At 56.8% G+C, this 23,921-nt stretch carries 23 protein-coding genes and 1 riboswitch (1 of these 24 running past the window's edge); of the genes, 8 read left to right on the top strand and 15 right to left on the bottom strand.

From position 1 onward, the window contains the following. Positions 1-6: 6 nt before the first annotated feature. The 3 genes from RMR21_RS13010 to RMR21_RS13000 are packed head-to-tail and all read right to left on the bottom strand — an operon-like array spanning position 7 to position 2,372. Complete coding sequence (locus RMR21_RS13010) at positions 7-915, bottom strand: amino acid--[acyl-carrier-protein] ligase (protein WP_498668402.1); 909 nt, start codon at positions 913-915, stop codon at positions 7-9. Between the two features lie 24 nt (positions 916-939). Continuing rightward, complete coding sequence (locus tag RMR21_RS13005; RefSeq protein ID WP_498668401.1) at positions 940-2,121, bottom strand: acyl-CoA dehydrogenase family protein; 1,182 nt, start codon at positions 2,119-2,121, stop codon at positions 940-942. Then, positions 2,121-2,372: an acyl carrier protein gene (locus RMR21_RS13000; RefSeq protein ID WP_498668400.1), complete on the bottom strand. Its 252-nt coding sequence runs from the start codon at positions 2,370-2,372 to the stop codon at positions 2,121-2,123. The genes RMR21_RS13005 and RMR21_RS13000 overlap by 1 nt, the downstream gene beginning before the upstream one ends. A gap of 164 nt (positions 2,373-2,536) precedes the next feature. Further along, positions 2,537-2,648: riboswitch (TPP riboswitch) on the top strand. 99 nt (positions 2,649-2,747) lie between these two features. Here RMR21_RS13000 and thiC point away from each other — a divergent pair. From thiC to RMR21_RS12970, 6 genes are read left to right on the top strand one after another with little or no spacing between them, the layout of a single operon-like run. After that, entirely contained in the window at positions 2,748-4,571 is a 1,824-nt protein-coding gene (gene thiC / locus RMR21_RS12995; RefSeq protein WP_498668399.1) for a phosphomethylpyrimidine synthase ThiC, read from the top strand. A 1-nt stretch (position 4,572) separates the two neighbouring features. Beyond that, positions 4,573-5,568 carry a glycine oxidase ThiO gene (gene thiO / locus RMR21_RS12990; RefSeq protein ID WP_498668398.1) on the top strand — a complete coding sequence of 332 codons (996 nt, stop codon included), beginning with the start codon at positions 4,573-4,575 and terminating at the stop codon, positions 5,566-5,568. Further along, the gene (gene thiS / locus RMR21_RS12985; protein ID WP_498668397.1) at positions 5,537-5,734 is read left to right on the top strand and encodes a sulfur carrier protein ThiS; all 198 of its coding nucleotides are present in this window, start codon (positions 5,537-5,539) and stop codon (positions 5,732-5,734) included. Before thiO ends, thiS begins: the two co-directional genes overlap by 32 nt. 3 nt (positions 5,735-5,737) lie before the next feature. After that, entirely contained in the window at positions 5,738-6,511 is a 774-nt protein-coding gene (locus tag RMR21_RS12980) for a thiazole synthase (protein ID WP_498668396.1), read from the top strand. A gap of 57 nt (positions 6,512-6,568) precedes the next feature. Next, on the top strand, positions 6,569-7,573 hold the full coding sequence (locus RMR21_RS12975) for a P1 family peptidase (RefSeq protein WP_498668395.1): 1,005 nt from the start codon (positions 6,569-6,571) through the stop codon (positions 7,571-7,573). Continuing rightward, a complete protein-coding gene (locus RMR21_RS12970) occupies positions 7,570-7,938 on the top strand; it encodes a winged helix-turn-helix domain-containing protein (protein ID WP_498668394.1) in 369 nt (122 codons plus the stop codon). Before RMR21_RS12975 ends, RMR21_RS12970 begins: the two co-directional genes overlap by 4 nt. Here the strand turns inward: RMR21_RS12970 and modC are convergent. From modC to RMR21_RS12950, 4 genes are all read right to left on the bottom strand, one after another. Then, positions 7,932-9,008 carry a molybdenum ABC transporter ATP-binding protein gene (gene modC / locus RMR21_RS12965; protein WP_498668393.1) on the bottom strand — a complete coding sequence of 359 codons (1,077 nt, stop codon included), beginning with the start codon at positions 9,006-9,008 and terminating at the stop codon, positions 7,932-7,934. The two genes, RMR21_RS12970 and modC, sit on opposite strands and share 7 nt — an antisense overlap. Further along, positions 9,005-9,706, bottom strand: coding sequence for a molybdate ABC transporter permease subunit (gene modB / locus RMR21_RS12960; protein WP_498668392.1), 702 nt, complete (start codon positions 9,704-9,706; stop codon positions 9,005-9,007). Before modB ends, modC begins: the two co-directional genes overlap by 4 nt. 38 nt (positions 9,707-9,744) lie before the next feature. Beyond that, on the bottom strand, positions 9,745-10,539 hold the full coding sequence (gene modA / locus RMR21_RS12955) for a molybdate ABC transporter substrate-binding protein (protein ID WP_498668391.1): 795 nt from the start codon (positions 10,537-10,539) through the stop codon (positions 9,745-9,747). Between the two features lie 401 nt (positions 10,540-10,940). Continuing rightward, positions 10,941-12,224 carry an NAD(P)/FAD-dependent oxidoreductase gene (locus RMR21_RS12950; protein ID WP_498668390.1) on the bottom strand — a complete coding sequence of 428 codons (1,284 nt, stop codon included), beginning with the start codon at positions 12,222-12,224 and terminating at the stop codon, positions 10,941-10,943. Between the two features lie 255 nt (positions 12,225-12,479). On the opposite strand from RMR21_RS12950, the gene RMR21_RS12945 reads away from it, so the two are divergent. Then, positions 12,480-12,716: an Lrp/AsnC ligand binding domain-containing protein gene (locus RMR21_RS12945; RefSeq protein WP_498668389.1), complete on the top strand. Its 237-nt coding sequence runs from the start codon at positions 12,480-12,482 to the stop codon at positions 12,714-12,716. A gap of 120 nt (positions 12,717-12,836) precedes the next feature. Here RMR21_RS12945 and RMR21_RS12940 read toward each other — a convergent pair whose 3' ends face one another. From RMR21_RS12940 to epmA, 3 genes are all read right to left on the bottom strand, one after another. Then, positions 12,837-13,028, bottom strand: coding sequence for a hypothetical protein (locus tag RMR21_RS12940; RefSeq protein ID WP_174154179.1), 192 nt, complete (start codon positions 13,026-13,028; stop codon positions 12,837-12,839). Between the two features lie 379 nt (positions 13,029-13,407). Next, positions 13,408-14,460 carry a lysine-2,3-aminomutase-like protein gene (locus RMR21_RS12935; protein ID WP_498668388.1) on the bottom strand — a complete coding sequence of 351 codons (1,053 nt, stop codon included), beginning with the start codon at positions 14,458-14,460 and terminating at the stop codon, positions 13,408-13,410. Beyond that, entirely contained in the window at positions 14,457-15,521 is a 1,065-nt protein-coding gene (gene epmA / locus RMR21_RS12930) for an EF-P lysine aminoacylase EpmA (RefSeq protein WP_498668387.1), read from the bottom strand. Before epmA ends, RMR21_RS12935 begins: the two co-directional genes overlap by 4 nt. Positions 15,522-15,727: 206 nt before the next feature. On the opposite strand from epmA, the gene efp reads away from it, so the two are divergent. Further along, the gene (efp, locus tag RMR21_RS12925; RefSeq protein ID WP_077102851.1) at positions 15,728-16,297 is read left to right on the top strand and encodes an elongation factor P; all 570 of its coding nucleotides are present in this window, start codon (positions 15,728-15,730) and stop codon (positions 16,295-16,297) included. 131 nt (positions 16,298-16,428) lie between these two features. Here efp and RMR21_RS12920 read toward each other — a convergent pair whose 3' ends face one another. From RMR21_RS12920 to RMR21_RS12900, 5 genes are all read right to left on the bottom strand, one after another. Then, positions 16,429-17,880, bottom strand: a complete 1,452-nt coding sequence (locus RMR21_RS12920) for an efflux transporter outer membrane subunit (RefSeq protein WP_498668386.1) — start codon at positions 17,878-17,880, stop codon at positions 16,429-16,431. A gap of 141 nt (positions 17,881-18,021) precedes the next feature. Next, positions 18,022-21,111 (bottom strand): efflux RND transporter permease subunit, encoded by a 3,090-nt coding sequence (locus RMR21_RS12915; protein WP_498668385.1) that lies wholly within the window; start codon positions 21,109-21,111, stop codon positions 18,022-18,024. Positions 21,112-21,154: 43 nt separating this feature from the next. Further along, on the bottom strand, positions 21,155-22,369 hold the full coding sequence (locus RMR21_RS12910) for an efflux RND transporter periplasmic adaptor subunit (protein ID WP_498668384.1): 1,215 nt from the start codon (positions 22,367-22,369) through the stop codon (positions 21,155-21,157). Positions 22,370-22,503: 134 nt separating this feature from the next. Continuing rightward, positions 22,504-23,112 (bottom strand): TetR/AcrR family transcriptional regulator, encoded by a 609-nt coding sequence (locus RMR21_RS12905; protein WP_498668383.1) that lies wholly within the window; start codon positions 23,110-23,112, stop codon positions 22,504-22,506. 50 nt (positions 23,113-23,162) lie between these two features. Beyond that, on the bottom strand, positions 23,163-23,921 hold the 3' portion of the coding sequence (locus RMR21_RS12900) for a phosphoribosylaminoimidazolesuccinocarboxamide synthase (protein WP_498668382.1). 192 nt of this gene lie beyond the right edge of the window; only the last 759 of its 951 coding nucleotides appear in the window; its start codon lies beyond the right edge, outside the window — the gene reads right to left on this strand; its stop codon occupies positions 23,163-23,165.

The following is a 23,921-nucleotide window of genomic DNA, read 5'->3' as shown; positions in this document are numbered from 1 at the left end:
GCCGCCTCAGCCCCAGAGCGTGTCCCGGACCGACTGCGGCCATGCCTCGACATCCAGTCCATGTTTTGAAAACAGTGCCAATGCGATGCGCTCCAGCCCGAAGCCGACGCAGGCGGTGTGCGCAACCGTGCCATCTGCAAGGTTGAGGCCCCACTTTGCCCCAAAGGCGTCCTGATGGTAATTGAAGCTCATGCAAGCCGTTTGATTGGTCGTGGATGTGACCGGCATCAGCAATTCGAATTTCAGGTTCTGGTCGCGCTGGTTGTTGGCCAGCATCTTTCCAGCGCGGCCGAAGAATGGATCGTTGGCGATCTCAAGCTTCACATCAAGGCCGATCTTTTCCATCATCTCGACGCCGCGATCCATCCATAGCTGGCGGAACTCCGTGACGTCGCTTTCGGTGCCCATGCGGACATATTCGCGCATGCGGAAAAGCTGTTGGCGGGCCGGATCCTTGGAGGGTTCGTGGCGGAAACAGTACGACTGTATGTCGTAGAGACCGCCATTGGCAGGCAGGTTTCCGCGTTTTGCAATCGTCGGATAAAGCGGGTAGCAGGCTGCAGGCGTCAACACGATGTCGGTAATCTTCTGGTCTTTCGTCCAGTCTGCGCCTTCATCCATGCTCTTGATCAGGCTGACGTGGTCCAGCTCGCAACCGCAAAAGGAATGGACGGTGCCAGCCAATTGCGGAAAGCTTTTCATGTAACCGCTTTTTTCGAAGTAAGCACGGTTGATGCCGGGCGGGAAGCGAATGACTTCGGCCTTGTCAGCACCGCCGACCGTGCCGATCAGGCGCTCGAAGCCGGAAATGACGTCTTCGAACTGTCCGCTGCGGCCATAAAGGCCATCAACGCCAGTATCGATCAGCAGGCCTTTGTCAAACAGGCGATCCAGAAACGTAGTTTGCATGTCCATGGTGTTATCCTGAAAGGCCAGAGTTTATATCGAAAGACTGGTGTCCTGCTTCTGAACGAGCAGGAGATTGGCAGAATTGCTCAAAATTCTGTCGTTGGAGATCATCAGTTGCGCCGAATGCGCATCGCGCAGATGCCGTCCAAGGCTGTAAGGTGTCCCATTTTTGTAGCCCATGATGCCGCAAATCAGCATGGCATGGTTGATGATCTCGAGAATGGTTTCCGACGAACAAATCTTGACGTTGTTCATGGCGATGGCAAAACCCATCGACATCAGCTTGTCGGGATCCGACTTGGTACTTTCATAGGCCTTGAGGCCGGCAATGACGTTCGATTTGACGGTCTGCAGCTTGCTCGACACCTCTGCCAGACGGATAGCACCCGGTGGGGCGACACCCGGCGATTTTCGGGCGGCGGCACGAACGAAGGCTTGTGCCCGCAAGACCGCATCGGAGGCAATGCCGTACCAGACGCCACTCCACAAAAGATGTGATGTGGCCAGCATGGACTGCGCGGCGATTTCAGCGAAAGGCTTGAAGAAAATCTGCTCGGAGGGCGCTTTGCCCTTGAATAGGAAGCCATCGGAGCAGGTGCCACGCATGCCCAGCGTATCCCAGATATGGGTTCGCTCCAGCGTGTACTGGTCTTTCAGGAAAACCGTCATGACCTGATCCGCGGGTGCAGCCGCTGCGTTGGCGCGTGAGGTGATGAGAATGGCATCGGCGTGCGTGCCATAAGAAATGACGGTCGCGTCTTTTTCCAGCGTACAATCGGGACCGTTGACCTCGATGGCGCAGATGGAATTGCGCATGTTTCCGCCAATGCCGCCTTCTGTCGTGGCGGACGCCAAAAGCAGCTGCTCAGCGGCCACACGGCGCATGAAGGCCATGTGCCATTCGCTGTCTTCGCCATGTTCCACCAGGCTCGATGCCTTGATGTGATGCATGGCGAATATCATCGCGGTTGCAGAGCAGGATTGGCCGAGGATGCAGCAGATATCGGCGATTTGCGCGATGCTGGCACTCTCGCCGCCGAGGTGAAGCGGCACCTGTATTCCCAAAAGACGTTCGGCGCGCAGGGCGTCGATGGCCTCCATGGGAAATCGTCCGGCGGTATCAACGTCGTCGGCATGCCGTGCCGCGATGGTCGCAACGCGGGAGGCGCGCGCTGTCAACGTAGCATCAGGCGGGGCGACCGACATGTTCATCAGGCTGCCTCTTTACCATCGAGAATGGTTTTGACCGTGTCTTCTATGGCCTTGATGCTCGCAAAAGACTTACGGTTAAGCATGCTGTCTGGAAACTCGATATCGAATGCATCTTCGATGCCGAGCATCAGCTGTACGGACGCGAAAGAAGAAAGCCCGGCGGCGTAAAGGTCAGCCCCATCTTCGATTGTATCGACCGGCACGGGGAGTTGACCGAATTTCGACAGTATTTCACGAATAGTTGAATTCATTCTCAGTAGTCTCCCTTCATGCCGCGTCATCATAGCGCATTCTTCGAGTTAAGCTCGAAAAAATAACATTCGAATAAATGGATAGGTTAACTTAGCGTAATTTTTCGCTTTTCAACAGTCTCCACAGATGGCTTGACAAAATTGTGTGTCGGGTCTCTGATTGCGTCATTCACCAGGGGGGTCCCGTCAAGGGGCTGAGATACTGCTATCGCGCGCAGTGACCCTATGAACCTGATCCAGTTCACACTGGCGTAGGGACGGTGCAAACGCGGGAACAGCAGTTCGGTCGTGCCGAATTGAGTGCAATTCGTCCCGTGGTTTTTCGTCTTTCATGCTCGAACTGGGTCTCCACTGTTTTTGCTTTGGAGCCTCACGATGAACATTGCCGCTAAAAATATCACCCCTGTCGTCACCACAGGTCCGCTGCCCGCTTCGATCAAGGTCTACAAGCCAGGCATCATCCACCCTGATATCCGTGTTCCCATGCGAGAAATCGCCGTGCATCCGACCGCGGGCGAACCGCCGGTTACGGTCTACGATTCCTCCGGTCCCTACACCGATCCATCCCACGCCGTCAGCATCGAAAGCGGTCTGCCCCGCCTGAGACGCGACTGGGTTGTCGCGCGGGGCGATGTCGAGGCTTATGATGGTCGCCACGTCAAACCGGAGGATAATGGCTTTGCCACCGGTGAGCGTTTGACGCCGGAGTTCTCTCACCGTCATCAGCCATTGAAGGCAAGGGATGGCAAGGCGGTGACGCAGCTTGCCTATGCAAGGGCGGGCATCATAACGGCTGAGATGGAATACATTGCCATTCGCGAGAACATCGGGCGCGAGGCGGCGAAAGACAAGCTGGTACGTGATGGCGAGAGTTTTGGAGCAAATATTCCAGATTTCGTCACTGCAGAATTTGTGCGCCAAGAGGTGGCGGCGGGCAGGGCGATCATTCCCGCCAACATCAACCACCCCGAGGCAGAGCCGATGATCATCGGGCGCAATTTTCTCGTCAAGATCAATGCCAATATCGGCAACTCCGCCGTCACGTCTTCCATGGCGGACGAGGTCGACAAGATGGTCTGGGCAATCAGGTGGGGTGGCGACACGGTCATGGACCTGTCCACCGGTCGCAACATCCACAATATCCGCGAATGGATCATCCGCAATTCACCGGTGCCGATTGGTACTGTGCCGCTCTATCAGGCGCTGGAAAAGGTAAACGGCATTGCCGAAGACCTGAACTGGGAAGTGTTCCGCGATACGCTGATCGAACAGGCGGAGCAGGGCGTGGATTATTTCACCATTCATGCCGGTGTGCGGCTGCATTACATTCCGCTGACCGTCAATCGCGTGACCGGTATCGTCTCGCGTGGCGGCTCGATCATGGTCAAGTGGTGTCTGCATCACCACAAGGAATCATTCCTCTACGAACATTTCGATGAGATCTGTGACATCTGCCGCGCTTACGACGTCTCATTTTCGCTGGGCGATGGGCTGCGGCCCGGCTCTATTGCCGACGCAAACGATGCCGCACAATTTGCCGAACTGGAAACGCTGGGCGAGTTGACGCAGATCGCTTGGGCGAAAGATTGTCAGGTCATGATCGAAGGCCCCGGCCATGTGCCGATGCACAAGATCAAGGAAAACATGGACAAGCAGCTGAAGGTCTGCGGCGAAGCGCCCTTCTATACGCTTGGACCGCTGACAACCGATATCGCGCCCGGCTATGACCACATCACCTCCGGCATCGGTGCCGCAATGATCGGCTGGTTCGGGACTGCGATGCTATGTTATGTCACGCCGAAGGAGCATCTGGGTCTGCCGGATCGCAACGATGTGAAGGTCGGCGTCATCACCTATAAGATCGCGGCCCACGCCGCCGATCTTGCCAAGGGCCATCCCGCAGCGCAAATCCGCGATAATGCTTTGTCTCGCGCCCGTTTCGAGTTCCGTTGGGAGGACCAGTTCAACCTGTCGCTCGACCCGGAAACGGCGCGCTCGTTCCACGACGAGACCTTGCCGAAGGAAGCCCACAAGGTTGCGCATTTCTGCTCCATGTGCGGGCCGAAATTCTGCTCCATGCGCATTTCGCACGACATCCGCGCCGAAGCGCAGAAGGAAGGTCTGGAGGCCATGGCGCAGAAATTCCAGCAGGGTGGTGACCTCTATATGCCCTTGGAAAAGCCGGTCGCAGGAGAATGAGATGCGGGTTCTCGTCAAAGGCGCTGGCGTCGTCGGTCTGACGGCTGCTTTCGAACTCGCACGTCGTGGCGTAGAGGTAGACGTCTGCGATCTCGCGATCCAACCGGGGCGCGGTGCGTCCTGGTATGCGGGCGGCATGCTGGCGCCGTGGTGCGAACGCGAGAGCGCCGAGGAAGCCGTGCTCACATCAGGCCAATCAGCACTCGATTGGTGGGACGAGGCAACGCCGGGGCTGGTGGTGCGCAACGGCACGCTGGTCGTGGCGCCGGCACGGGACAGATCAGAGCTGTCCCGCTTCGCCTCCCGTACCACGGGGTATCGCTGGGTGGATGAGGACGAGATTGCGGCGCTTGAGCCGGATCTCGCAGAGCGGTTTCGAACCGGCCTCTTCTTTGCCGAGGAGGGTCATCTTGATCCGCGATTGGCTCTTGTCGCACTTTGCCAACGCCTCCTTTCCATGGGAGTTCGCTTCCATCTTGGTGAGGGGCCGACAGATGACGCGACATTTGATCGCGTTGTCGATTGCACCGGCCATGCGCAAACCGGCAAGCTTTCCGGACTTCGTGGCGTGCGCGGCGAGATGCTGTATCTCGCAACGCATGAAGTCACCTTCTCGCGTCCCGTGCGGCTGCTTCATCCGCGGATTCCGCTCTACATCGTGCCGCGAGAAACGGGGCGGTTCATGGTGGGGGCAACGATGATCGAGACGGATGAGGCGGGGCCGATCACGGCGCGCTCTGTGATGGAGCTGCTGAATGCGGCCTACGCGCTGCATCCGTCGTTTGGGGAGGCGCAGATCATCGAAACGGGCACCGGCATCCGCCCAGCATTCGCTAACAATCTTCCATGTGTCACCGAAAAAGGCGGCACGGTCTTTATCAACGGCGCGCACCGGCACGGATTTCTGCTGTCGCCGACCATGGCGCGGCAGGCCGCCGATAGCCTGGTTTCCAAGGAGGTTTCCCATGAGAGTTCTCGTCAACGGGCAAGAGCATGATCTTGCCACCGCCACACTTTCACAGCTTCTGGCCGTGCTTGACTATGAGGGCGATTGGCTAGCGACTGCGGTCAATGGCGATCTCGTCCATGCGCAGGATCGCAACGATTTCTCATTGAAGGAATTCGACAGGATCGAAGTTCTGTCACCCATGCAGGGAGGATAGGCGATGTTGAAACTCTATGGACGCGAGGTCGGATCAAGGCTGCTTCTTGGTACGGCACGCTATCCCTCGCCAGCCGTGTTGGCGGATGCGGTGCGGGCGGCCAAGACGGATATTCTCACGATCTCGCTGCGACGGGAAATGGCAGGCGGCAGGCAGGGCGGACAGTTTTTCGAGCTGATCCGTGAGCTGGACCGACACATTCTGCCCAATACGGCAGGTTGCCACACCGCCAAGGAGGCCGTGCTGACGGCCAAGATGGCGCGGGAGGTGTTCAAGACCAACTGGATCAAGCTGGAGGTGATCGGCAACCACGATACGCTTCAGCCAGATGTCTTTGCACTGGTGGAGGCTGCGCGCATTCTGAATGATGAGGGTTTCGAGGTGTTTCCCTACACGACCGATGATCTGGTGGTGGGTGAAAAGCTCGTGGATGCCGGATGCAAGGTGCTGATGCCCTGGTGCGCACCGATTGGCAGCGCCATGGGGCCGCTGAATATCACAGCCCTGCGCTCCATGCGGGCGCATTTTCCCGAGGTGCCGATGATCGTCGATGCTGGTCTTGGGCGGCCATCCCATGCCGCAACCGTCATGGAGCTCGGCTACGACGCGGTGTTGCTCAACACGGCGGTAGCTGGTGCCGGAAATCCCGTCATCATGGCCGGTGCCTTTGCAAAGGCGGTCACGGCAGGGCGCGAAGCCTATCTCGCCGGCATGCTGGAGCCACGCGACATGGCGGTGCCGTCTACACCCGTTATCGGCACGGCAGTGTTTTCCTGAAACGTTGACAAGAGCAAGTGAGGGCGGGATACCGGCAGAGATGAGCCTGCGAGGTACATGAACGTGCACAATCTGCTGACCGATATCGAAGGCGTGGCTGTTGGCCATGCCACCGATCTTAAACTCGGATCGGGCGTCACTGCCATCGTCTTCGACCGACCGGCCGTTGCCTCCGGTTCTGTTCTCGGTGGTGCGCCGGGCGGTCGGGAGACGGCGTTGCTTGATCCGTCCATGACGGTGGATGTGGTCGATGCCCTCGTCCTGTCCGGCGGCTCTGCCTTTGGGCTGGATGCAGCGGGCGGCGTGCAATCGGGGCTTCGCGAAACGGGTCGTGGTTTCGCTGTGGGCTCGACACGCGTTCCCATCGTGCCACAGGCCATTCTGATGGATTTGCTGAATGGCGGAAACAAGGATTGGGGACTGCATTCGCCCTATCGCGACATGGGTTATGACGCGTTCAAGGCCGCGACCTCTCAGCCTTTTGCGCTTGGTAGCGTGGGCGCTGGCACCGGTGCGACCACGGCCACCTTCAAGGGCGGGCTGGGGTCTGCCAGCGCCGTGACATCCAGCGGTCATAAGATCGCGGCGATCGTCGCCGTCAACGCGATGGGATCCGCGACGGTGGGAAGCAGCCGACATTTCTGGGCCGCACCTTACGAGCGCGACGGGGAATTCGGCGGCCTCGGTTTGCCGCAGCAGTTCTCAGCCACCGACACGGCCATGCGCATCAAAGGTGTGACGTTGACGGCGACGACAATCGGCGCTGTTGTGACGGATGCCGTGCTGACGAAAGCACAAGCGCATCGGCTTTCGATCATGGCGCATGGTGGACTGGCCCGTGCCATTCTGCCGTCTCATCTTGCGAGCGATGGTGACACGATGTTTGCCGCTGCGACGTGCAGCAAGCCCATGAGCGCCGCGAGTGACTTTACCGAGCTCTGCCATTTGGCGGGCATGGTGGTCAGCCGTGCCATTGCGCGTGGTGTCCACGAGGCCACGGCTCTCCCGCATGACGGCGCGCAAAAAGCGTGGCGGGATCACTTCGCCGGAGTGACCGCGTGAAAGACGAGGCGGGGAAAGAGCGACTGAAAACGGTTTTGCGGATCGATTTTCCGCCCGCTGACAGGTTGGGACGCGGCAAAATCCAGCTGATGGAGTTTATCGTCTCCACCGGCTCCATCTCTGCTGCCGGACGCGCGATGGACATGTCCTATCGCCGTGCCTGGCTTTTGGTGGATGCCCTGAACCATATGTTCAACGAACCGGTGATCGAATCGCAGCGCGGTGGAAGTCAGGGCGGTGGCGCCGCGTTGACGGACTTCGGCCGCGCATTGCTTGACCGTTATCGCGGTATGGAGCAACGCCTGAACGATGCCCTGAGAGCCGATCTCGACTGGCTCGAAGCCCATCGCAGGCAAGATCAGTAGGGATCGAGTGCTGCCGATTTGATGATCGCAAAGATCGGCATTCCCGGCTTCAAAGCGAGCCGTTCGACGGACATTCGCGTGATGCGCGACAAGATGATATCGCCGTCGCAATCCACATGGACCATCGCCATCCCGTCATCCGACAAGACGATATCTGCGATACACGCCTTCAGAATGTTGAGTGCGCTCAACCCTTCCGGCTTGACCGTCGCCAGCAGCACATCGCGGGCCGGAATATGGACGCGAACCGGGTGCTCGACTTTGGCCGCCGCTGAGGGGACATGGAGAGCCATTCCCCTCAGCCGGATTGTGGCAAGGCCATGCGCGCCATCGAAGGCATCCACGCTACCGGACAGAATGCTACCGATCTCGCGCCGCTCCAGGTGAGCGTTGAAAGCCGGGCGCGATAAGATTTCCGCTGCCGGACCAGCGGCCTCGATCCGGCCGTCTTTCATGACGACGATTTGATCGGCGAGGCGCGACACCTCTGCGACAGAGTGGCTGACATAGATGATCGGTATCTTCGTTTCGTCTCGAAGCCGTTCAAGATACGGAATGATCTCGGCCTTGCGCGCCTCATCCAGTGCTGCCAGAGGCTCGTCCATCAAAAGAAGACGCGGTGACGACAAAAGCGCACGGCCAAGGGCCACGCGCTGCTTTTCACCGCCCGACAGTTTTTCCGGGCGCCTTTTCAGCAGTGCTCCGATGCCCAGCATATCGATAATACCCGCACTGTCTGCCTCCCCGTTGGTCTTGCCGGAAAACCACCGGCCATAGTGCAGGTTCTGCTCGACGGTGAGATGCGGAAACAGGCGCGCTTCCTGAAAGACAGTGCCGAAACGGCGTTTGTGGCATGGCGTGAATACGCGTTTGGCGCTGTCTGCCAACACGGTATCATCGAGCCTCAATACGCCTTGGTCCGGCCTGGTCAATCCGGCGATGATGCGGATCAGCGAAGTCTTGCCGGAGCCGGAGCGGCCGAAGAGTGCCGTCACACCTTTGCCAGCGGTGAGATCGGCATCCAGCGTAAAGGCGTCCAGCCGGTGTTTGACAGTGAGCGCCAGTGTCATTGTGCATTCACCTTTTTACCGACGATGCGCGCCAGATATTCCGAGGCCAGCAAGGCGACCATGGAAATGGCTATTGCAACCAGCGTCAGCCGCATTGCACCCGCATCACCGCCCGGAACCTGCGTGAAGGTGTAGATCGCTGCAGAGAGCGTCTGCGTTTCTCCGGGAATGTTCGAGACGAAGGTGATCGTGGCGCCGAACTCCCCCATGGCCTTGGCAAAAGCGAGGATCATGCCTGCGATGATGCCGGGTAGAGTAAGCGGCAGGGTAACGGTGAGAAAGACCCAAAGCGGGCTTGCACCCAGCGTGCTCGCCGCTTCTTCCAGTTTGCGGTCAACGGCTTCGATCGACAGGCGGATGGAGCGCACCATCAGCGGAAAGGCCATGATGGCACACGCGAGCGCCGCCCCCGTCCAGCGAAACGAAAAGACGATACCGAAATACTGATCGAGAAACTGGCCAATCACACCGCGACGTCCGAACGTGACCAGAAGGATGAAGCCGGTCACGACAGGCGGCAGGATCAGCGGCAGGTGGACGATGCCGTTGAGGAGCGATTTACCCCAGAACTGGCCACGCGTCAGCGCCAGGGCAATCAGGATTCCGAAGGGAAGGCTGGCAAACATGGCGATGCTGGAAACCCAAAGGCTCAACCGTATCGCCGTCCATTCTTCCGCACTGAGGGTGAGCCAATCCAATATGCCATTCCTGTCGGTGGGATCGTGAAAATCCGATCTTACTTCAGAATGGTAAAGCCCTGCTTTTCAAAGAACGGAGCAGCCTTTGCCGATTTCAGGAATTCGAGATAAGCATTTGCCGCGGGGCTTTTGGATTCCGAGAGAATGGCAACCGGATAGATGATCGGCTCATGGCTGTCCTGCGGGAAAGTGCCGACGATCTTGACGCCTTTGTCGGCGGCGGCATCTGTCTGGTAGACGATACCGTAGGGTGCCTCACCACGAGAGACGAGAACAAGGGCTGCACGCACGCTTTCTGCACCGGCTACCTTGCCCTCTACAGATGACCATACGCCAAGTTTTTCAAGCGCGGCCTTGCCATATTTTCCAGCCGGAACGCTATCCACCGCGCCCATGGCCAGCTTGCCGTCACCCACGAGCTTTGCAAGATCAAAACCCTGCTTGATTTCGACAGGCTTTGCCTTGTCAGCAAGCGCTACCAGCACCAGACGGTTGCCCAGCAGGTTGGTACGGCTCTCTTCCTTGATCAGCTTCTTGCCCGCGACATAGTCCATCCAGGCCAGATCGGCCGAGATGAACAGATCGGCAGGCGCACCCGCTTCGATCTGTTTGGCCAGAGCAGAACTCGCCGCATAGGAAACGATGGCTTCGTTGCCCGTTTCCTTGGCCCATGCGCCGTTTGCCTCATCGAGCGCGTTCTTCATGCTGGCGGCGGCAAAAACAGTGACCTTGTCCTGCGCAAAAGCTGGTGCAGACAGGCCAATGCTTGCCACAACAGAGGCGATCACCACCGCAAGAGTGGTCCTGATAAGACGACGACGAAGAAATCCCATGCCCTTTGGCCCCTCTAAACGAAATATTCCGGCGAATACATTGAAACTGTCTAGACGGTGCGCTTTATATTTTCAAGGATATAACGGTGCGTGACGGCCAGGTGTTGTCGATTGCCACGCAAGATTGCCTTTTCGGACAAAGTGAACCCACACTTGATAGAAATCTCCCGAAGCGTTGCACCGAGAATGCCCACGCCGTATTCGCAAATGAAGCTGCCGGAAGACCAAATGGGCGTACGGATTGCCACATGGAGGAATGGAGAGGACGAATATTTCGTTTCGGCAACATGGGGCAGTTTTGCAGCTGGCGCTGTTGATTTCTGAAACAAAATCGCAAGCCGCCAGGACATGCTTTTATGGCAACCGACTACGACACCCGCTAGAGCCTCAACGGTGGATGCTTAAATCCGCTCGCCTGCGAAATGCGCGATTTGCGCACCGGCTTCGTAATAGGCCTCTCTCAATGCGAGGACGCTGCGGGCCTTCGGTGCTGTGACCGGCAGGGGCAGGGCGTCTTCGACGATATCGCCCGCCACATGGGCGGCCAGTGTTTTGCCGTAAACCGTCCCGGGTGCAATGCCGCGACCGTTGTAACCGCAGAACCCGACGACATTTTTTGCGAATTTGTGGAAGCGCGGCAGGGAATCATCTGTCATGCCGATCTGGCCGTACCATTCACACTCAAATTCGATCTCGCCCAATTGTGGAAAAATGCGCTTGATGGCGCGTTTGGCCCACGATGGGTGAATGACTGCACCCGTATTGCGCAGTGCGCCGACGCTGCCGAATACGAGACGCCCTGCGTTGTCCATGCGGAAAGAAGACAGGATTTCGTTGGTATCCCAACAGCCCTGGCGGTTTGGCAGGATCGTTTTGCGCAGATTGTCACCCAGCGGTTTGGTCGCGACGTTGAAGTAGGGTAGATAAACTTGCTCTTCTCGAATGATTTTCCAAGGACCAGTGCTATAGGCCTCCGTCGCAACGATGATCCAATCTGCGCGAACAGAGCCGTGCGCGGTCTTCACCAGCCAACCATCACCATCGGCCTGACTTTCGATGACAGGGCTGGAGGTGTGGATGGTCGCACCGGCTTTCCGGGCTGCACTTGCCAAGCCGCGCGCATAGGCCAGCGGCTGCAATGTTCCTGCACGCTCATCCAGCAAGGCGCCGCTATAGGCGGAGGAGCCGATACGGTCTGCCGTTTCCTGTTCGTCGAGAACTCTGACAGGCGCACCGCGTGCAGCCCACTGGGCGCAACGTTCGGTGATTTCGGCCAGTCCCTTTTTGCCTACGGCGCAGTGAAGCGTGCCGTTCGTCTCAAGCTGGCATTCGATCTGGTGTTTTTCGATGATCTCGCGCACGAGGAGGGGTGCGTTGCCCAAAAGATCCAACAGGCGCTCGCCATAGACCGGTCCTAGAACATTTGGCAGTTCTTTTGGCATGACCCACATGCCTCCATTGATGAGACCGACATTGCGTCCAGCGCCGCCAAAGCCGATCTCCTTGCCTTCCAGCGCGATGACACGAATGCCCCGCTCCGCCAGGTGAAGGGCCGCAGAAAGGCCGGTGTATCCACCGCCGACGACGACGACATCCGCCATCTCACGGCCTTCAAGCGGCGAGGTTACAGCCGGTATCGGCGCAGTTTTTTCCCAAAGGCCGTGAGAATGTGGATCATTATACATCGAAATCACCCAAGGAGACGGTCATGCACGACGCATGTTTCAAGCAGCTTACAACTGCCCGCCCTTTCCTGAATACCGACATATCGTGATCATGTCATGCATGCCCGGAATGGGGTGTAACAACCCAAGACGTCCCAATCATCCTCGAGTAATCAACGGGCGGGGTTGAAACACGCGTCTGGCTGCGACAATAGTGCGGCATCCGCAAAAGGCAGTCTGCCATTGCATGTTTCAATTTGTGACGGGAAACAGATCATGAAGCCCATTTTCGTTCAGCTTCAGTGCACGCCCGGCAAGACTTACGATGTTGCCGATGCCATTTATAAAACGGAGCTTGTATCCGAGCTCTATTCAACGAGCGGGGAATACGATCTTCTCTTGAAGATTTATCTTCCTCCCGAAGAAGATGTCGGAAAATTCATAAACGAAAATATTGTCAATATTCCAGGCATCGTGCGGTCTTTGACGACACTGACGTTCACGGCGTTCTGATTGTCAGTCTTAAAGACATGAAAGGCGCTGTCTCTTTTAGAGGCAACGCCTTTTGACTGATGCCTACAGACCTGAAACCGACGACACTGTTGACCACCAACGCGCAAGCGCCACTGTTTTTTAAACAAGCGCCGCGACGTTGCGATCGCGCACCAGGTTGCGAATGGCAAGCCGTACGTCGTCGGCGCTGTCGAAGCGCTGCTCGTCTAGGTCGTGAACGTGGTATTTTACCGCAATGAACTTCAGACGGTTGTTGTCTGGGACAACGATGCCAACCGGTTCACCGGCGAATTCAATAACTTGCTTTTGCATCATACATACTCCCGCTGTGGCTTGGCACACAGCATTTCGTCGAATCGAATTTGAATAAAGATTGACCGTCAGGTCACATTCGACAGCAGCGGGAACACATGGAGGTGTGTCCGGCACTCACAAACCGATGCTCAGAGATCGCGGCGATGCGTTTCATATTTGACATGTCACTCTCCCTGCTTGGTATGGATCCGGAGGGCTGGAGACACCATTCTCCAACTGAATCACTGATACTCCAGATTCGCGGCGTAATCAATGATTTTCAATATAGGTAGAATATTTTTCTTTATGATGACAGGATGGGGGCGGAATTGTGAAATTTTTGTTTCTTTGGCCGCGTTTCCGGGACGTGTTGATATGTCGGGTTTATTAGCCCCGCCTATTGAGCCTTCGGCGGGTAGATGTGATCGTTGCCGTTGAAATCGGAAATGGAGTAGCAACCCTCGGGCTGTTTCGCTGCCGCATTCTGACCTATGACGGCTTTTCCATGGCCGCCGGGAATATCCAGCACATAGGTTGGCTGACACAGACCAGAGATATGTCCGCGCATGGCCGCTATGATTCGCTGGCCGTCCTCAATCTCCATCCGGAAATGGCTGGTGCCTGGGGCAAGGTCAGGATGGTGGAGATAATAGGGTTTGACCCGCGTCTCCACAAAAGCGCGCATGAGATCGGCAAGGATGTGAGGGTCGTCATTGATACCCTTCAACAGAACCGACTGGCTGACCATGGCGATGCCAGCATCAATCAGTCTTGCACATGCCGCCCGCGCTTCATCCGTCAACTCGCGCGGATGGTTGGCATGGAGTGCTATGTAGGTCGTCTTGCCGCTGGACTTTAGCGCTTCAATCAGTTGCGTTTCGATGTGGCCGGGATCGACAACCGGCACGCGTGTGTGGAACCGCACGATTTTGACATGCGCGATTGCCTTCAGGCCCTCCATGATTGCCGTCAGACGCCGTGGCGAGAGCACGAGCGGGTCGCCGCCCGTCAAGATGACCTCCCAGATTTCCTCATGGTCTCTGATATAGGCAAATGCAGCCGAAAGTTCGTCTGCTGCCATCGTCCCGTTGCCCTGTGGGCCAACCATTTCCCGGCGGAAGCAGAAGCGACAATAGACCGGGCATATATGCACGGCCTTCAACAGCACACGGTCGGGGTAACGGTGAACGATACCGGGGACGGGACTATGCGCTTCGTCGCTGATGGGATCGGCGCGCTCTTCCGGCGTTTGCAGCAGTTCTGCCTCACTCGGCAGGAACTGTAACCCGATCGGGTCGCTGGCATCGTTTCTATCGATGAGGCCAGCCATAGCAGGTGTGACAGCCACCGCGTACCTCTCCGTCACGCGACGAACGCTTTCCAGTCGGCTGTCATCGATGAAACCGGCGTTTACCAGATCTTCCGGCGATTTCAGGCTGCGCGTGGTCATGATCCGTAACCCGCGACAGGTGCCCACATGACAAGATCGATGCGTGGCGCGCCGGTGGCCAGCATCACCAAGCGATCGAAACCGAGCGCAATGCCGCTTGCCGCGGGCATGACGGCAAGTGCGGAAAGAAAGTCGTTGTCTATCGGGTAGGTTTCACCATAGACGCGCTGCTTCTCTGTCATTTCGATCTCGAAACGCCGCCGCTGTTCAGCGGCATCGGTCAATTCACCGAAGGCGTTGGCCAATTCCACCCCGCAGGCATAAAGTTCAAAGCGTTCGGCAACGCGGCCATCCCCGGGAGAGCGACGGGCAAGAGCGGCTTCGCTGGTGGGATATTCATCCAGAATGGTGGCGCGCCCGAAGCCCAGCTTGGGTTCGACCCGCTCCACGATAACGCGGCTGAACATATCGGCCCAGCTGTCGTCATTCGCCACACGAATTCCGGCATCGTTGAGATGGCGAGCAAGATGATCACGGTCCGTTTCACCGGTCTTGTCGATGGTGGACAGCAAGTCGATGCTGCCGTAACGCTGAAAGGCCTCAGCGACACTCAGTCGCTCAGGTTCCAGAAACGGATCGACACTGTGGCCGCCATAGGTGAAGCTTTTCGTCTTCATGGTCTCGGCAGCCAGAGCCAGCAGATCAGCACTGTCGCGCATCAGGGTTTCGTAGGTCTCGCCGACGCGGTACCATTCGAGCATTGTGAATTCAGGATGGTGCAAAGGGCCGCGTTCTCTGTTGCGGTAGACATGCGCGAAACAACTGATCCGCCTTTCGCCTGCAGCCAGCAGTTTCTTGCAGGCAAATTCCGGCGATGTGTGCAGATAGAGCGGGGCATGCTCGCCGCTTGTGGTTATCCCGGTTGTCGCGAAGGCATGGAGATGCGCCTCGTTGCCCGGAGATATCTGCAGCGTGGCAGTGTCGACTTCCAGAAAGTCGTGGTCTGCAAAAAAGCGACGGATGGCCGCCTGAATAGCGTTTCGTCCCAAAAGAAAGGGGCGGCGATCCTGATGCACATCGGGCGTCCACCAGGCGGACGCTGTGTGAAGGTTTGAGCCCATCTGCTGCTTTCTTTGCGATGCCACCTGTGCCGTGGTATCGAATTATCCGACATCCGTGGCACAGTTTTCTGTTCGATGCGGTTGAAGGCTGGCAATTCCTGCGGATTTAAGGTAGTTGCGCCCCATAAAAGATACAAAACGTCGATTGGGTCGATGCAGCCGCGCGGTCCTTTACGACGCATTTCATTGAGTTACAAGGAAATCATATGGTCAAGGTTATCGCCTCATCCGTGCGCAAGGGCAATGTTATCGACGTCGATGGCAAGCTTTACGTCGTTCTCAACGCCAACAACTTCCACCCCGGCAAGGGTACACCTGTGACGCAGGTTGATATGCGCCGCATCTCGGATGGCGTGAAGGTTGCCGAACGCTGGCGCACGACCGAACAGGTCGAGCGGGCATTTGTCGAAGACCTGAACTTCCAGTTCCTGTATGAAGATGGCGAAGGCTTCCACTTCATGAACCCTGAGAATTACGATCAGGTGGTGGTCGACACGGAAACCATGGGCGATCAGAAGGCCTATCTTCAGGAAGGCATGACCTGCGTTCTGTCGATCCACGAAGGTCTGCCGCTGGCTGTCATCCTGCCGCGCCATGTCACGCTCGAGATCATGGAAACCGAGCCGGTTGTGAAGGGTCAGACGGCATCGTCGTCCTACAAGCCTGCGATCCTGTCCAACGGCATCCGCACCATGGTGCCGCCCCACATCGACGCCGGTATCCGTGTTGTTGTCGCGACTGAAGACAACTCCTACGTCGAGCGTGCCAAGAACTGATCCTCGCCGCCATCTTTGTTTGAGAAAAGCCTCGGAGTGATCCGAGGCTTTTTTCTTGTCTGCATTTCGCACAAAAAATCCCGCAACTTTCGTTGCGGGATGGATGTGGTATCGAACATGGACTGCCTGTTTTACATGCCCTTGGGCGTGTTTGCTGCCATGATGGTGTTGGAGGCTTTCGTTGGCGAGCCAACGGCATAACCGCCACCCAGTGCAACACTCAGCCGCACGTAGTCCTGCGCGGTTGTCTGAACGGCTGTGGCAAGGTTGGCCTGTGCCGTGGACACCTGACGCTGCGCATCGAGGACGTCGAGCAGCGAGGACGCGCCATCACGGTAGCTTGCTGTCGCGAGCGACAGGGCTTCCTGATAGGACTTGACGGTTCTGCGCAGTGCATCTTCGGTCTGCTTGTCGCGGTTGACCGCAGCAAGTGCGTTTTCAACCTCTTCCATGCCGTTCAGCACGGTTTCCTTCCATGCCAGATACTGCTCGCGAGCGGCAGACTTGGCAATGTCCACATTGGCACGCAGGCTGCCACCATCAAGGATCGGCAGGACGAGACTTGGACCGAAGGACCAGGAGTTCGATGTTCCGCGCGAACCGTTGTTGGAAAGGTTCACGTAGCTTGGAGAAATCGAGCCACTGATCGTGATGCTTGGATACAAGCGCGATTCCGCAACGCCGATTTCTGCGACAGCGGCAGCCAGATTGCGTTCGGCCACACGGATGTCAGGACGATTGCGGATCAGGTCGGCCGGAATACCTGTCAGCGGTGCCTTACGGGCGACTGGCTGACGTGCGCCGCGCTGCAATTCGACGACCAGTGAAGATGCCGGCATGCCCAGCAGCGTTGCAATACGATGCGCCGCCTGACGGAAGCTTGTTTCCAGGCCTGGCATGTCGGCAAGTGTCGAGTTGACCAGACCTTCGGACTGAACGACATCGAGACGAGATGCCGCACCGGCTTCAAGCTGAAGCTTCGTCAGGTCGAGCGTTTCGCGGCGTGACTTCAGGTTGGCGCGGGCAATTGCCAGGCGCTCCTGATAGAAACGAACGTCGATATAGGCGGAAACAACGGACGAAATCAGTGTCAAGCGCTGAACGTCGGCCGTGGAATAGGCGGCATCGAGGGAAGCTCCGGCGCTTTCCTTGGCGCGGCGGTATTGGCCGAAGAGGTCCAGCAGCCAGGAAGCATCAAGCGCGCCGCCTGAGACGTTCTGAACAGATGAGCTATTCGATGGGAAGCTGCCTTTTGTCTGTGATGTCGTGTGGCTGCCAGAGCCGGTCAGGCTTGGAAGAGCGCCTGCACCCGCAACGGTGATTTGGGACTGGGCCTGATTGATTCGCTCGATGGCCTGAAGAACTGTCAGGTTCTGCGCGAGACCTGTTTCGACATAGCCGTTGAGACGGCTGTCATTAAACGCGTTCCACCACGCTACCGTCGCAACGTCACCATTGCTGGTCTTTCCGCCTTCGGCAAATTTGACGGGGAGCTGCGCTTCTGGCGCCTTGTGGTCGGGACCGACAACGCAACCGGAAAGCAGAAGCATCGTGAGAGGAATGGTAACACGAATAGACGGCATGAAATTATCCCAATTTAATTTGGCGCATTGAGCACCTCAGTCAAAACGAGCGTCGCGCTGCTGTGGGCTGAAGAAATGCGGTTCATAATTGCCAACATTTCTAGCAGCGTCTTACGGTTTTGCTAGCATGTTTTTGGTTTGTTAACGTTTAGATAGGCTCCGAATCATGACGAAAAACGATGGAATGAAGAAAATTCCGAGGAGTGTTGCAGAAAGCATACCACCCAGGACGCCGATGCCGATCGCATTCTGCGCCGCAGAGCCTGCACCGCTGGCAATGGCCAAGGGAACAACACCCAGGATGAAGGCGAGGGAGGTCATGATGATGGGACGCAATCTGAGCTTTGCAGCCTCAAGCGTCGCATCAAGAAGACTCAAGCCATGCTCCTGCCGTTCCTTGGCGAACTCCACAATCAGGATTGCGTTTTTCGCGGCAAGACCGATGGTGGTCAGAAGACCAACCTTGAAGTAAACGTCGTTCGACTGTCCGAAGAAGTGCGCGGCAATCAAGGCGCCGAGGACACCGACCGGAACAGCCATGATGACGGAAAACGGGATCGACCAACTTTCATAGAGCGCTGACAGGCACAGGAAGACGATCAGAACCGAGAGCGCATAAAGCAAGGGTGCCTGCGATCCGGAAAGACGTTCCTGAAAAGACAGTCCTGTCCATGCGACAGAGTAGCCACCATCCATTTGGGAAACGATGCGTTCTACCTCGTTCATCGCATCACCAGAGCTCACGCCCGGAGGTGCCGAACCTTCAAGCGAGAAGGCATTGGCCGCGTTATATGCAGAGACGGACGGCAAACCGTTCACCCATTTTGCGGTTGTAAACGACGTAAATGGTACCATCTCGTTGCCCGAGTTTCGGGCGTTCCAGTATTTCAGGTCCTCGGCCTGCATGCGGTAAGGCGCATCAGACTGCACGTAAACCTTCTTGATCTTGTTATCGAGCGTGAAGTCATTGACACGACTGCCAGCGAAGATCGTGGTCAGCATCGAGTTGACTTCAGAGATGCTGAGGCCCATCGAGCCAAGCTTTTCCTGGTCCAACTCAAGCTTGACCTGACTTTCCTGGTCGCGGTCGTTGGCACGCATTGCGGTGATTACGCCGCTGGAGTTTGCAGCCTGAATGAGTTGCTTTGATGCGCTGACGAGAGCGTCACTTCCCCGGTTTCCACTATCCACCAGGTACATGGAAAAGCCACTGGAGTTGCCAAGGCCCTGAATGGCCGGCGGCAGAATCGGGAAGACCTGTGCTTCGCGGAAGGTCATAAACGTTCCCATCGCCCGCTGGACAATTGCCGAGGCCGCCATATTCGGATCCGTTCGCTGATCGAAATCCTTCAGCTTCGCAAAGACGAGGGCATAGCTTTGTCCGCTGCCGGTAAAGCTGAAGCCGTTCACGGCAAAGATACTGTCGATGACGTCTTTTTCCTTGTCGAGATAGTAGTTCTCGACTTTTTCGACGACCTTTGCCGTCTGCGCGCTGGTTGATCCGTTTGGCAGTTGGATGATCGTCATCAGCACGCCCTGGTCTTCCTGAGGCAGGAAGGACGATGGCAAACGGGTGAAGAACCAGGCGCATCCTCCCATGACGAGTGCGAACATCAGAAGCACACGCAATGGTCGCTTCAGGAGATAGGCGATCGAGCTGACATATCCCGTGGTGGTGCGGTCGAAGTTCCGGTTGAACCACGCGCCCGGGCCACGGGTCTTCTTTTTATGATCGATCGGCTTCAACATCGTTGCGCAAAGCGCCGGCGTCAGCACAATCGCTACGACGGCAGACAGCAGCATTGCCGATACGATGGTGATGGAGAACTGACGATAGATGATACCCGTCGACCCGCCGAAGAAGGCCATGGGAATGAAGACTGCTGTCAGAACCAGCGCAATGCCGACAATAGCGCCCGTGATTTCACCCATGGATTTTTCAGTCGCTTCCAGCGGGCTCAACCCCTCCTCGGACATGATGCGCTCGACGTTTTCAACAACGACGATCGCATCGTCAACGAGAAGACCGATGGCAAGGACCATCGCAAACATCGTCAGCGTGTTGATCGAATATCCGGTGAGTGCCAGAATGCCGAAGGTGCCGAGGAGTACCACGGGAACCGCGATCATCGGAATGACTGTGGCGCGCAGGTTCTGAAGGAAAACCAGCAGAACGACAAACACCAGAACGATCGCTTCGATCAGCGTACTGACGACCTTTTCGATCGAAAGCGAAACGAATGGTGTCGTATCATAGGGGTATATGACCTTGACGTTTTGCGGCAGAGCCGGAGCCACCTGTTCAAGCTTTGCCTTGACCAGAGCCGCCGTGTCGAGCGCGTTGGCACCCGTCGCGAGGTTTACAGCGAAACCGGAGGCTGGCTGGCGGTTCGAACGTGATGTCGAGGCATAGGTTTCCTGACCGATTTCAACGCGCGCAACGTCGCTCAGCCGCACGTTGGCCGCCGTGTTGTCGACCTTCAGAATGATGCGTTCAAAATCGGAAACGGTCGTCAGCTGGCTTTGTGCCGTCATCGTGACGTTGATCTGCTGACCTTCCACTGAGGGCAACCCGCCCACCGAACCAACGGAAACCTGCGTATTTTGCGATTGAATGGCTGCCGTCACGTCAGCTGGCGTCAGCTGGAATTTCTTCATCTTGAACGGGTCGAGCCAGATCCGCATGGCGTAAGCCGAGCCGAAGGCATTGATATTGCCCACACCCTCGATACGCTTCACCTGATCTTCGATCTGCGTGGAAAAGATGTCACCAAGATCCGCTGACGAGCGCTTTCCATCTGTCGAAACCAAGGCACCAACCAAGAGGATACTCGAAGTGGACTTGGTCACTTCGATGCCGAGATCCTGGACGACAGACGGCAATTGCGACGTGACGAGCTGAAGCTTGTTTTGGACCTGAACCTGGGCAATATCGCCGTTGACGCTATTGTCGAATGTCAGCGTGATGCTCGCCGATCCGGTGGTCGATGACGAGTTCATATAGGTCAGCCCGTCAAGGCCGGTCATGCCGTCTTCGATGATCTGGGTGACGGTTTTGCGCACCGTATCGGCACTGGCGCCGGTATAGCTTGCGCTGATGCGGATCGTTGGCGGAGCAATCTCCGGATATTGGGAGATCGACAAGGTGCCGATGGCCAGCGCGCCACCCAACATGATGACGATGGAGATAACCCATGCAAAGATCGGCCGCCGAATGAAAAATTTTGACATATCTAGTTCCTGATCACGATGTTGCCGAGCATGTCTTCAGACATCATGATTTCGGCGCGGGAGCTGGCGCAGCCTGGGCGCCCGGCTTTTCAATGATAGATCCCTTTTCATCTATTTCGACCGGTATGGGATTGACGGCGGCATTGTCGGTTATCCATTGAAATCCGTCAGCAATCAGCTTGTCGCCATCCGTAACGTTTTCCGTCACGAGCCAGTTGTTTCCAGACAGCTGGCTGGACGGAAAGGTTCTGGTCTCCACCTTGTTGTCTGCTGTCACGAATTTTGCGGTCAACTCGCCATTGGCGTTTCGACCGGCTGCGCGCTGGGGAATGAGGTAGCCGATTTCCTTGCCAACGGTGATCGTGGCGCGAACATACATTCCTGGAAGTATAGTGTTGTCGGGATTTTCGAACAGCGTGCGGATGGAAACTGTGCCTGTCGTCGTGCTGACGGCCATTTCCGACATGTCGAGTTTGCCGACGCCGGGATATTCCGAGCCGTCTTCAAGCGTCAAGCGAATGTCTGTTGTTTCGCTGTTGTCGCTCCGCTCCAGCTTTCCAGCCTTGATCGCAGACTGCAAACGAAGAAGGTTCACGCTGGATTCGTTGAGCTGAATGTAGATCGGATTGATCTGGCGAAGTGTCGTCAGGGAATCGGTCTGGCTCGCGGTGACCACGTTTCCGATCGAGAAATTCGTCGCTGATGTCACGCCGTCAAAGGGTGCGCGCACTTCCGTCAAGGACAGGTTGATCTGCGCCGTCTGCAAAGTGGCACGCGCCTGTGCAACAGAGGCTCTTGCCTGGAGCAAAGTCGTACGCGCATCTTCGAATTCTTTCTGAGACGCGCCGCTATTGGCGAGACGCTCATAGCGCTGCAAATTCGCTTCCGCTGCTGGAACGCTGACTTCAGCGCGTTCCAGAGCGGCCTGCGCTTCGGCGAAAGAGGCCTGATACGTATCGTCATCGATCTTGTACAACAGATCGCCCGACTTCACGAAGCCGCCTTCCTTGAAGGCGATCTGTTTGATGATGCCGCCGACACGCGGACGAATGGCAGCAATCTGGAAAGCTTCGGCACGACCTGGTAGCAACGTCGTCAGCGGGTAGTCGCTCTTTTTCATGGAGATGACGCTGACCGGCGCAGGGGGGCGCTGACTGCCTTGCGCCGGAGCCTGCTTGGTATCCTCGCTGTCGCTGCAGCCGGCAACAACGCCCGCCATGAGCAAGATGGTGAGTAGAGGAGCTAGACGGCTTTTCATCGTTTTTCTCATGTTCAACGGTCGCAATTCAGTGCTGCTGTGATGGGGTCTGAGCGTTTTGCTCCGGCGGGTTCAGTCGGCGGGCAGATCGTCAGCACGGCATTTCAGGAATAGGTGACGTATATGCGTTATCGTCACTTAGCAATCCCATACCGCAGTGCACAATCTATAAGTCGCGCCAGTTCCTGACTTCGTGTTGCTAAAATGTCGACCTCCTCATGGGCGATCAGTACGGGATGTAGGACGCTCGTCAATGCCATGAGGGCTGTGCGGGCTGATGTGTCCACATCCGTTTGCGCATAGATGCCTCCTGCTATTCCGTCTTTGATAATGGCGGCCAGAAGGTTGGTGATCACATTCTCATAATACTGGCCGCACGCAAGTTCTCTTTTGGCCGTCATCAGAATCATTTCGAAGATATAGGGATTGTCGTTCAGATCGCGACGGTGGTTCTCCATCAGGCTGCGCGCCAGATGGCTCAATCTTTCGAACGGTGAATGCGTTCCGTCGAGCGTGTCGAGTTTCTGTTCCAGCAAACGGATCTGCTGGAGGAAAATGGCGTCGACAAGCGCATTCTTAGAGTGAAAATGCTTGAACACGTTGGCAGGCGACATGTTGAGCGCAGCGGCGATGTCGGCGATGGAGACAGACCCGAAACCGCGCGCACGGAAAAGTCGTTCCGTCATGGCTAGAATATCGCGACGGGTTTCTTCGGCGGAACGACGCTGGCGCTGCCTGGGCACGCTTGGTTCATCTTTTTTCGATGAGATTTGTCCGGATACTTTTGTCAAAATCACGCTCCCTGGAAAAACGGCTCCAGATTTTTTCGGACTCTATCAAACACCGACGCTTCACTATCGTCAGCCCGAAAGACATCGCCGGTAATACGTTCGAAGGCTTCTATATACACTTTGGATGTCTGGAGCACGAGGTCCTCGGGAATTTCGGGGATCTCATCCGTGTAGGGATCACAGCGTTCAGCGACCCAGGAACGAACGAAATCCTTGTCGAAACTATAGGGGCGGGTACCGCTCTCAAAGGCTTGCTCATAGCTATCGGCCATCCAATAGCGGCTGCTATCTGGCGTATGGATTTCGTCCGCGAGGATGATGCTGCCATCTTCGTCGGTGCCGAATTCATATTTTGTGTCCACCAGGATGAGGCCTCGCTTGGCCGCGAGATCCTGCCCACGCATGAACAATGCCAGCGCATATGTAGAGAGCGTTTCCCACTGCTGCTGGGTCAGCAATCCCTTTTCGATGATTTCGGCGGGTGTGAGTGGCTCATCATGTCCACCATCGAACTCTTTGCTGGTCGGCGTAATGATCGGTTCGGGTAGCACCTGATTGTCTTTCATTCCTTCAGGAAATGAGACGCCATACATATGTCGCTCTCCCTTCTTGTAGAGTGTCAGAATAGATGTACCCGTTGTTCCCGCAAGATAACCACGCACGACGATTTCGACCGGAAGAATATCCAGTCGCCTTCCAATCACGACATTCGGATCGGGATAGGAGACAACATGGTTCGGACAAATGTCTTTGGTCTGTTC

The organism is Agrobacterium sp. rho-8.1 (assembly GCF_033957725.1).
GTDB lineage: Bacteria > Pseudomonadota > Alphaproteobacteria > Rhizobiales > Rhizobiaceae > Agrobacterium.
Note: the sequence above shows the minus strand (reverse complement) of the source record. Positions and strands in the feature narration are given on the sequence as shown.

Excerpts from the sequence above, each read along its gene's own strand:
- RMR21_RS12940 (WP_174154179.1), bottom strand. The coding sequence starts at position 13,028 with ATGCAAAAGCAAGTTATTGAATTCGCCGGTGAACCGGTTGGCATCGTT.
- RMR21_RS12950 (WP_498668390.1), bottom strand. The coding sequence starts at position 12,224 with ATGTATAATGATCCACATTCTCACGGCCTTTGGGAAAAAACTGCGCCG.
- thiC (WP_498668399.1), top strand. The coding sequence starts at position 2,748 with ATGAACATTGCCGCTAAAAATATCACCCCTGTCGTCACCACAGGTCCG.
- modC (WP_498668393.1), bottom strand. The coding sequence starts at position 9,008 with ATGACACTGGCGCTCACTGTCAAACACCGGCTGGACGCCTTTACGCTG.
- RMR21_RS12915 (WP_498668385.1), bottom strand. The coding sequence starts at position 21,111 with ATGTCAAAATTTTTCATTCGGCGGCCGATCTTTGCATGGGTTATCTCC.
- modA (WP_498668391.1), bottom strand. The coding sequence starts at position 10,539 with ATGGGATTTCTTCGTCGTCGTCTTATCAGGACCACTCTTGCGGTGGTG.
- efp (WP_077102851.1), top strand. The coding sequence starts at position 15,728 with ATGGTCAAGGTTATCGCCTCATCCGTGCGCAAGGGCAATGTTATCGAC.
- RMR21_RS12945 (WP_498668389.1), top strand. The coding sequence starts at position 12,480 with ATGAAGCCCATTTTCGTTCAGCTTCAGTGCACGCCCGGCAAGACTTAC.
- RMR21_RS13010 (WP_498668402.1), bottom strand. The coding sequence starts at position 915 with ATGGACATGCAAACTACGTTTCTGGATCGCCTGTTTGACAAAGGCCTG.
- RMR21_RS12935 (WP_498668388.1), bottom strand. The coding sequence starts at position 14,460 with ATGACCACGCGCAGCCTGAAATCGCCGGAAGATCTGGTAAACGCCGGT.
- RMR21_RS12910 (WP_498668384.1), bottom strand. The coding sequence starts at position 22,369 with ATGAAAAGCCGTCTAGCTCCTCTACTCACCATCTTGCTCATGGCGGGC.
- thiS (WP_498668397.1), top strand. The coding sequence starts at position 5,537 with ATGAGAGTTCTCGTCAACGGGCAAGAGCATGATCTTGCCACCGCCACA.
- RMR21_RS12920 (WP_498668386.1), bottom strand. The coding sequence starts at position 17,880 with ATGCCGTCTATTCGTGTTACCATTCCTCTCACGATGCTTCTGCTTTCC.
- RMR21_RS13000 (WP_498668400.1), bottom strand. The coding sequence starts at position 2,372 with ATGAATTCAACTATTCGTGAAATACTGTCGAAATTCGGTCAACTCCCC.
- epmA (WP_498668387.1), bottom strand. The coding sequence starts at position 15,521 with ATGGGCTCAAACCTTCACACAGCGTCCGCCTGGTGGACGCCCGATGTG.
- RMR21_RS12975 (WP_498668395.1), top strand. The coding sequence starts at position 6,569 with ATGAACGTGCACAATCTGCTGACCGATATCGAAGGCGTGGCTGTTGGC.
- RMR21_RS12980 (WP_498668396.1), top strand. The coding sequence starts at position 5,738 with ATGTTGAAACTCTATGGACGCGAGGTCGGATCAAGGCTGCTTCTTGGT.
- RMR21_RS13005 (WP_498668401.1), bottom strand. The coding sequence starts at position 2,121 with ATGAACATGTCGGTCGCCCCGCCTGATGCTACGTTGACAGCGCGCGCC.
- thiO (WP_498668398.1), top strand. The coding sequence starts at position 4,573 with ATGCGGGTTCTCGTCAAAGGCGCTGGCGTCGTCGGTCTGACGGCTGCT.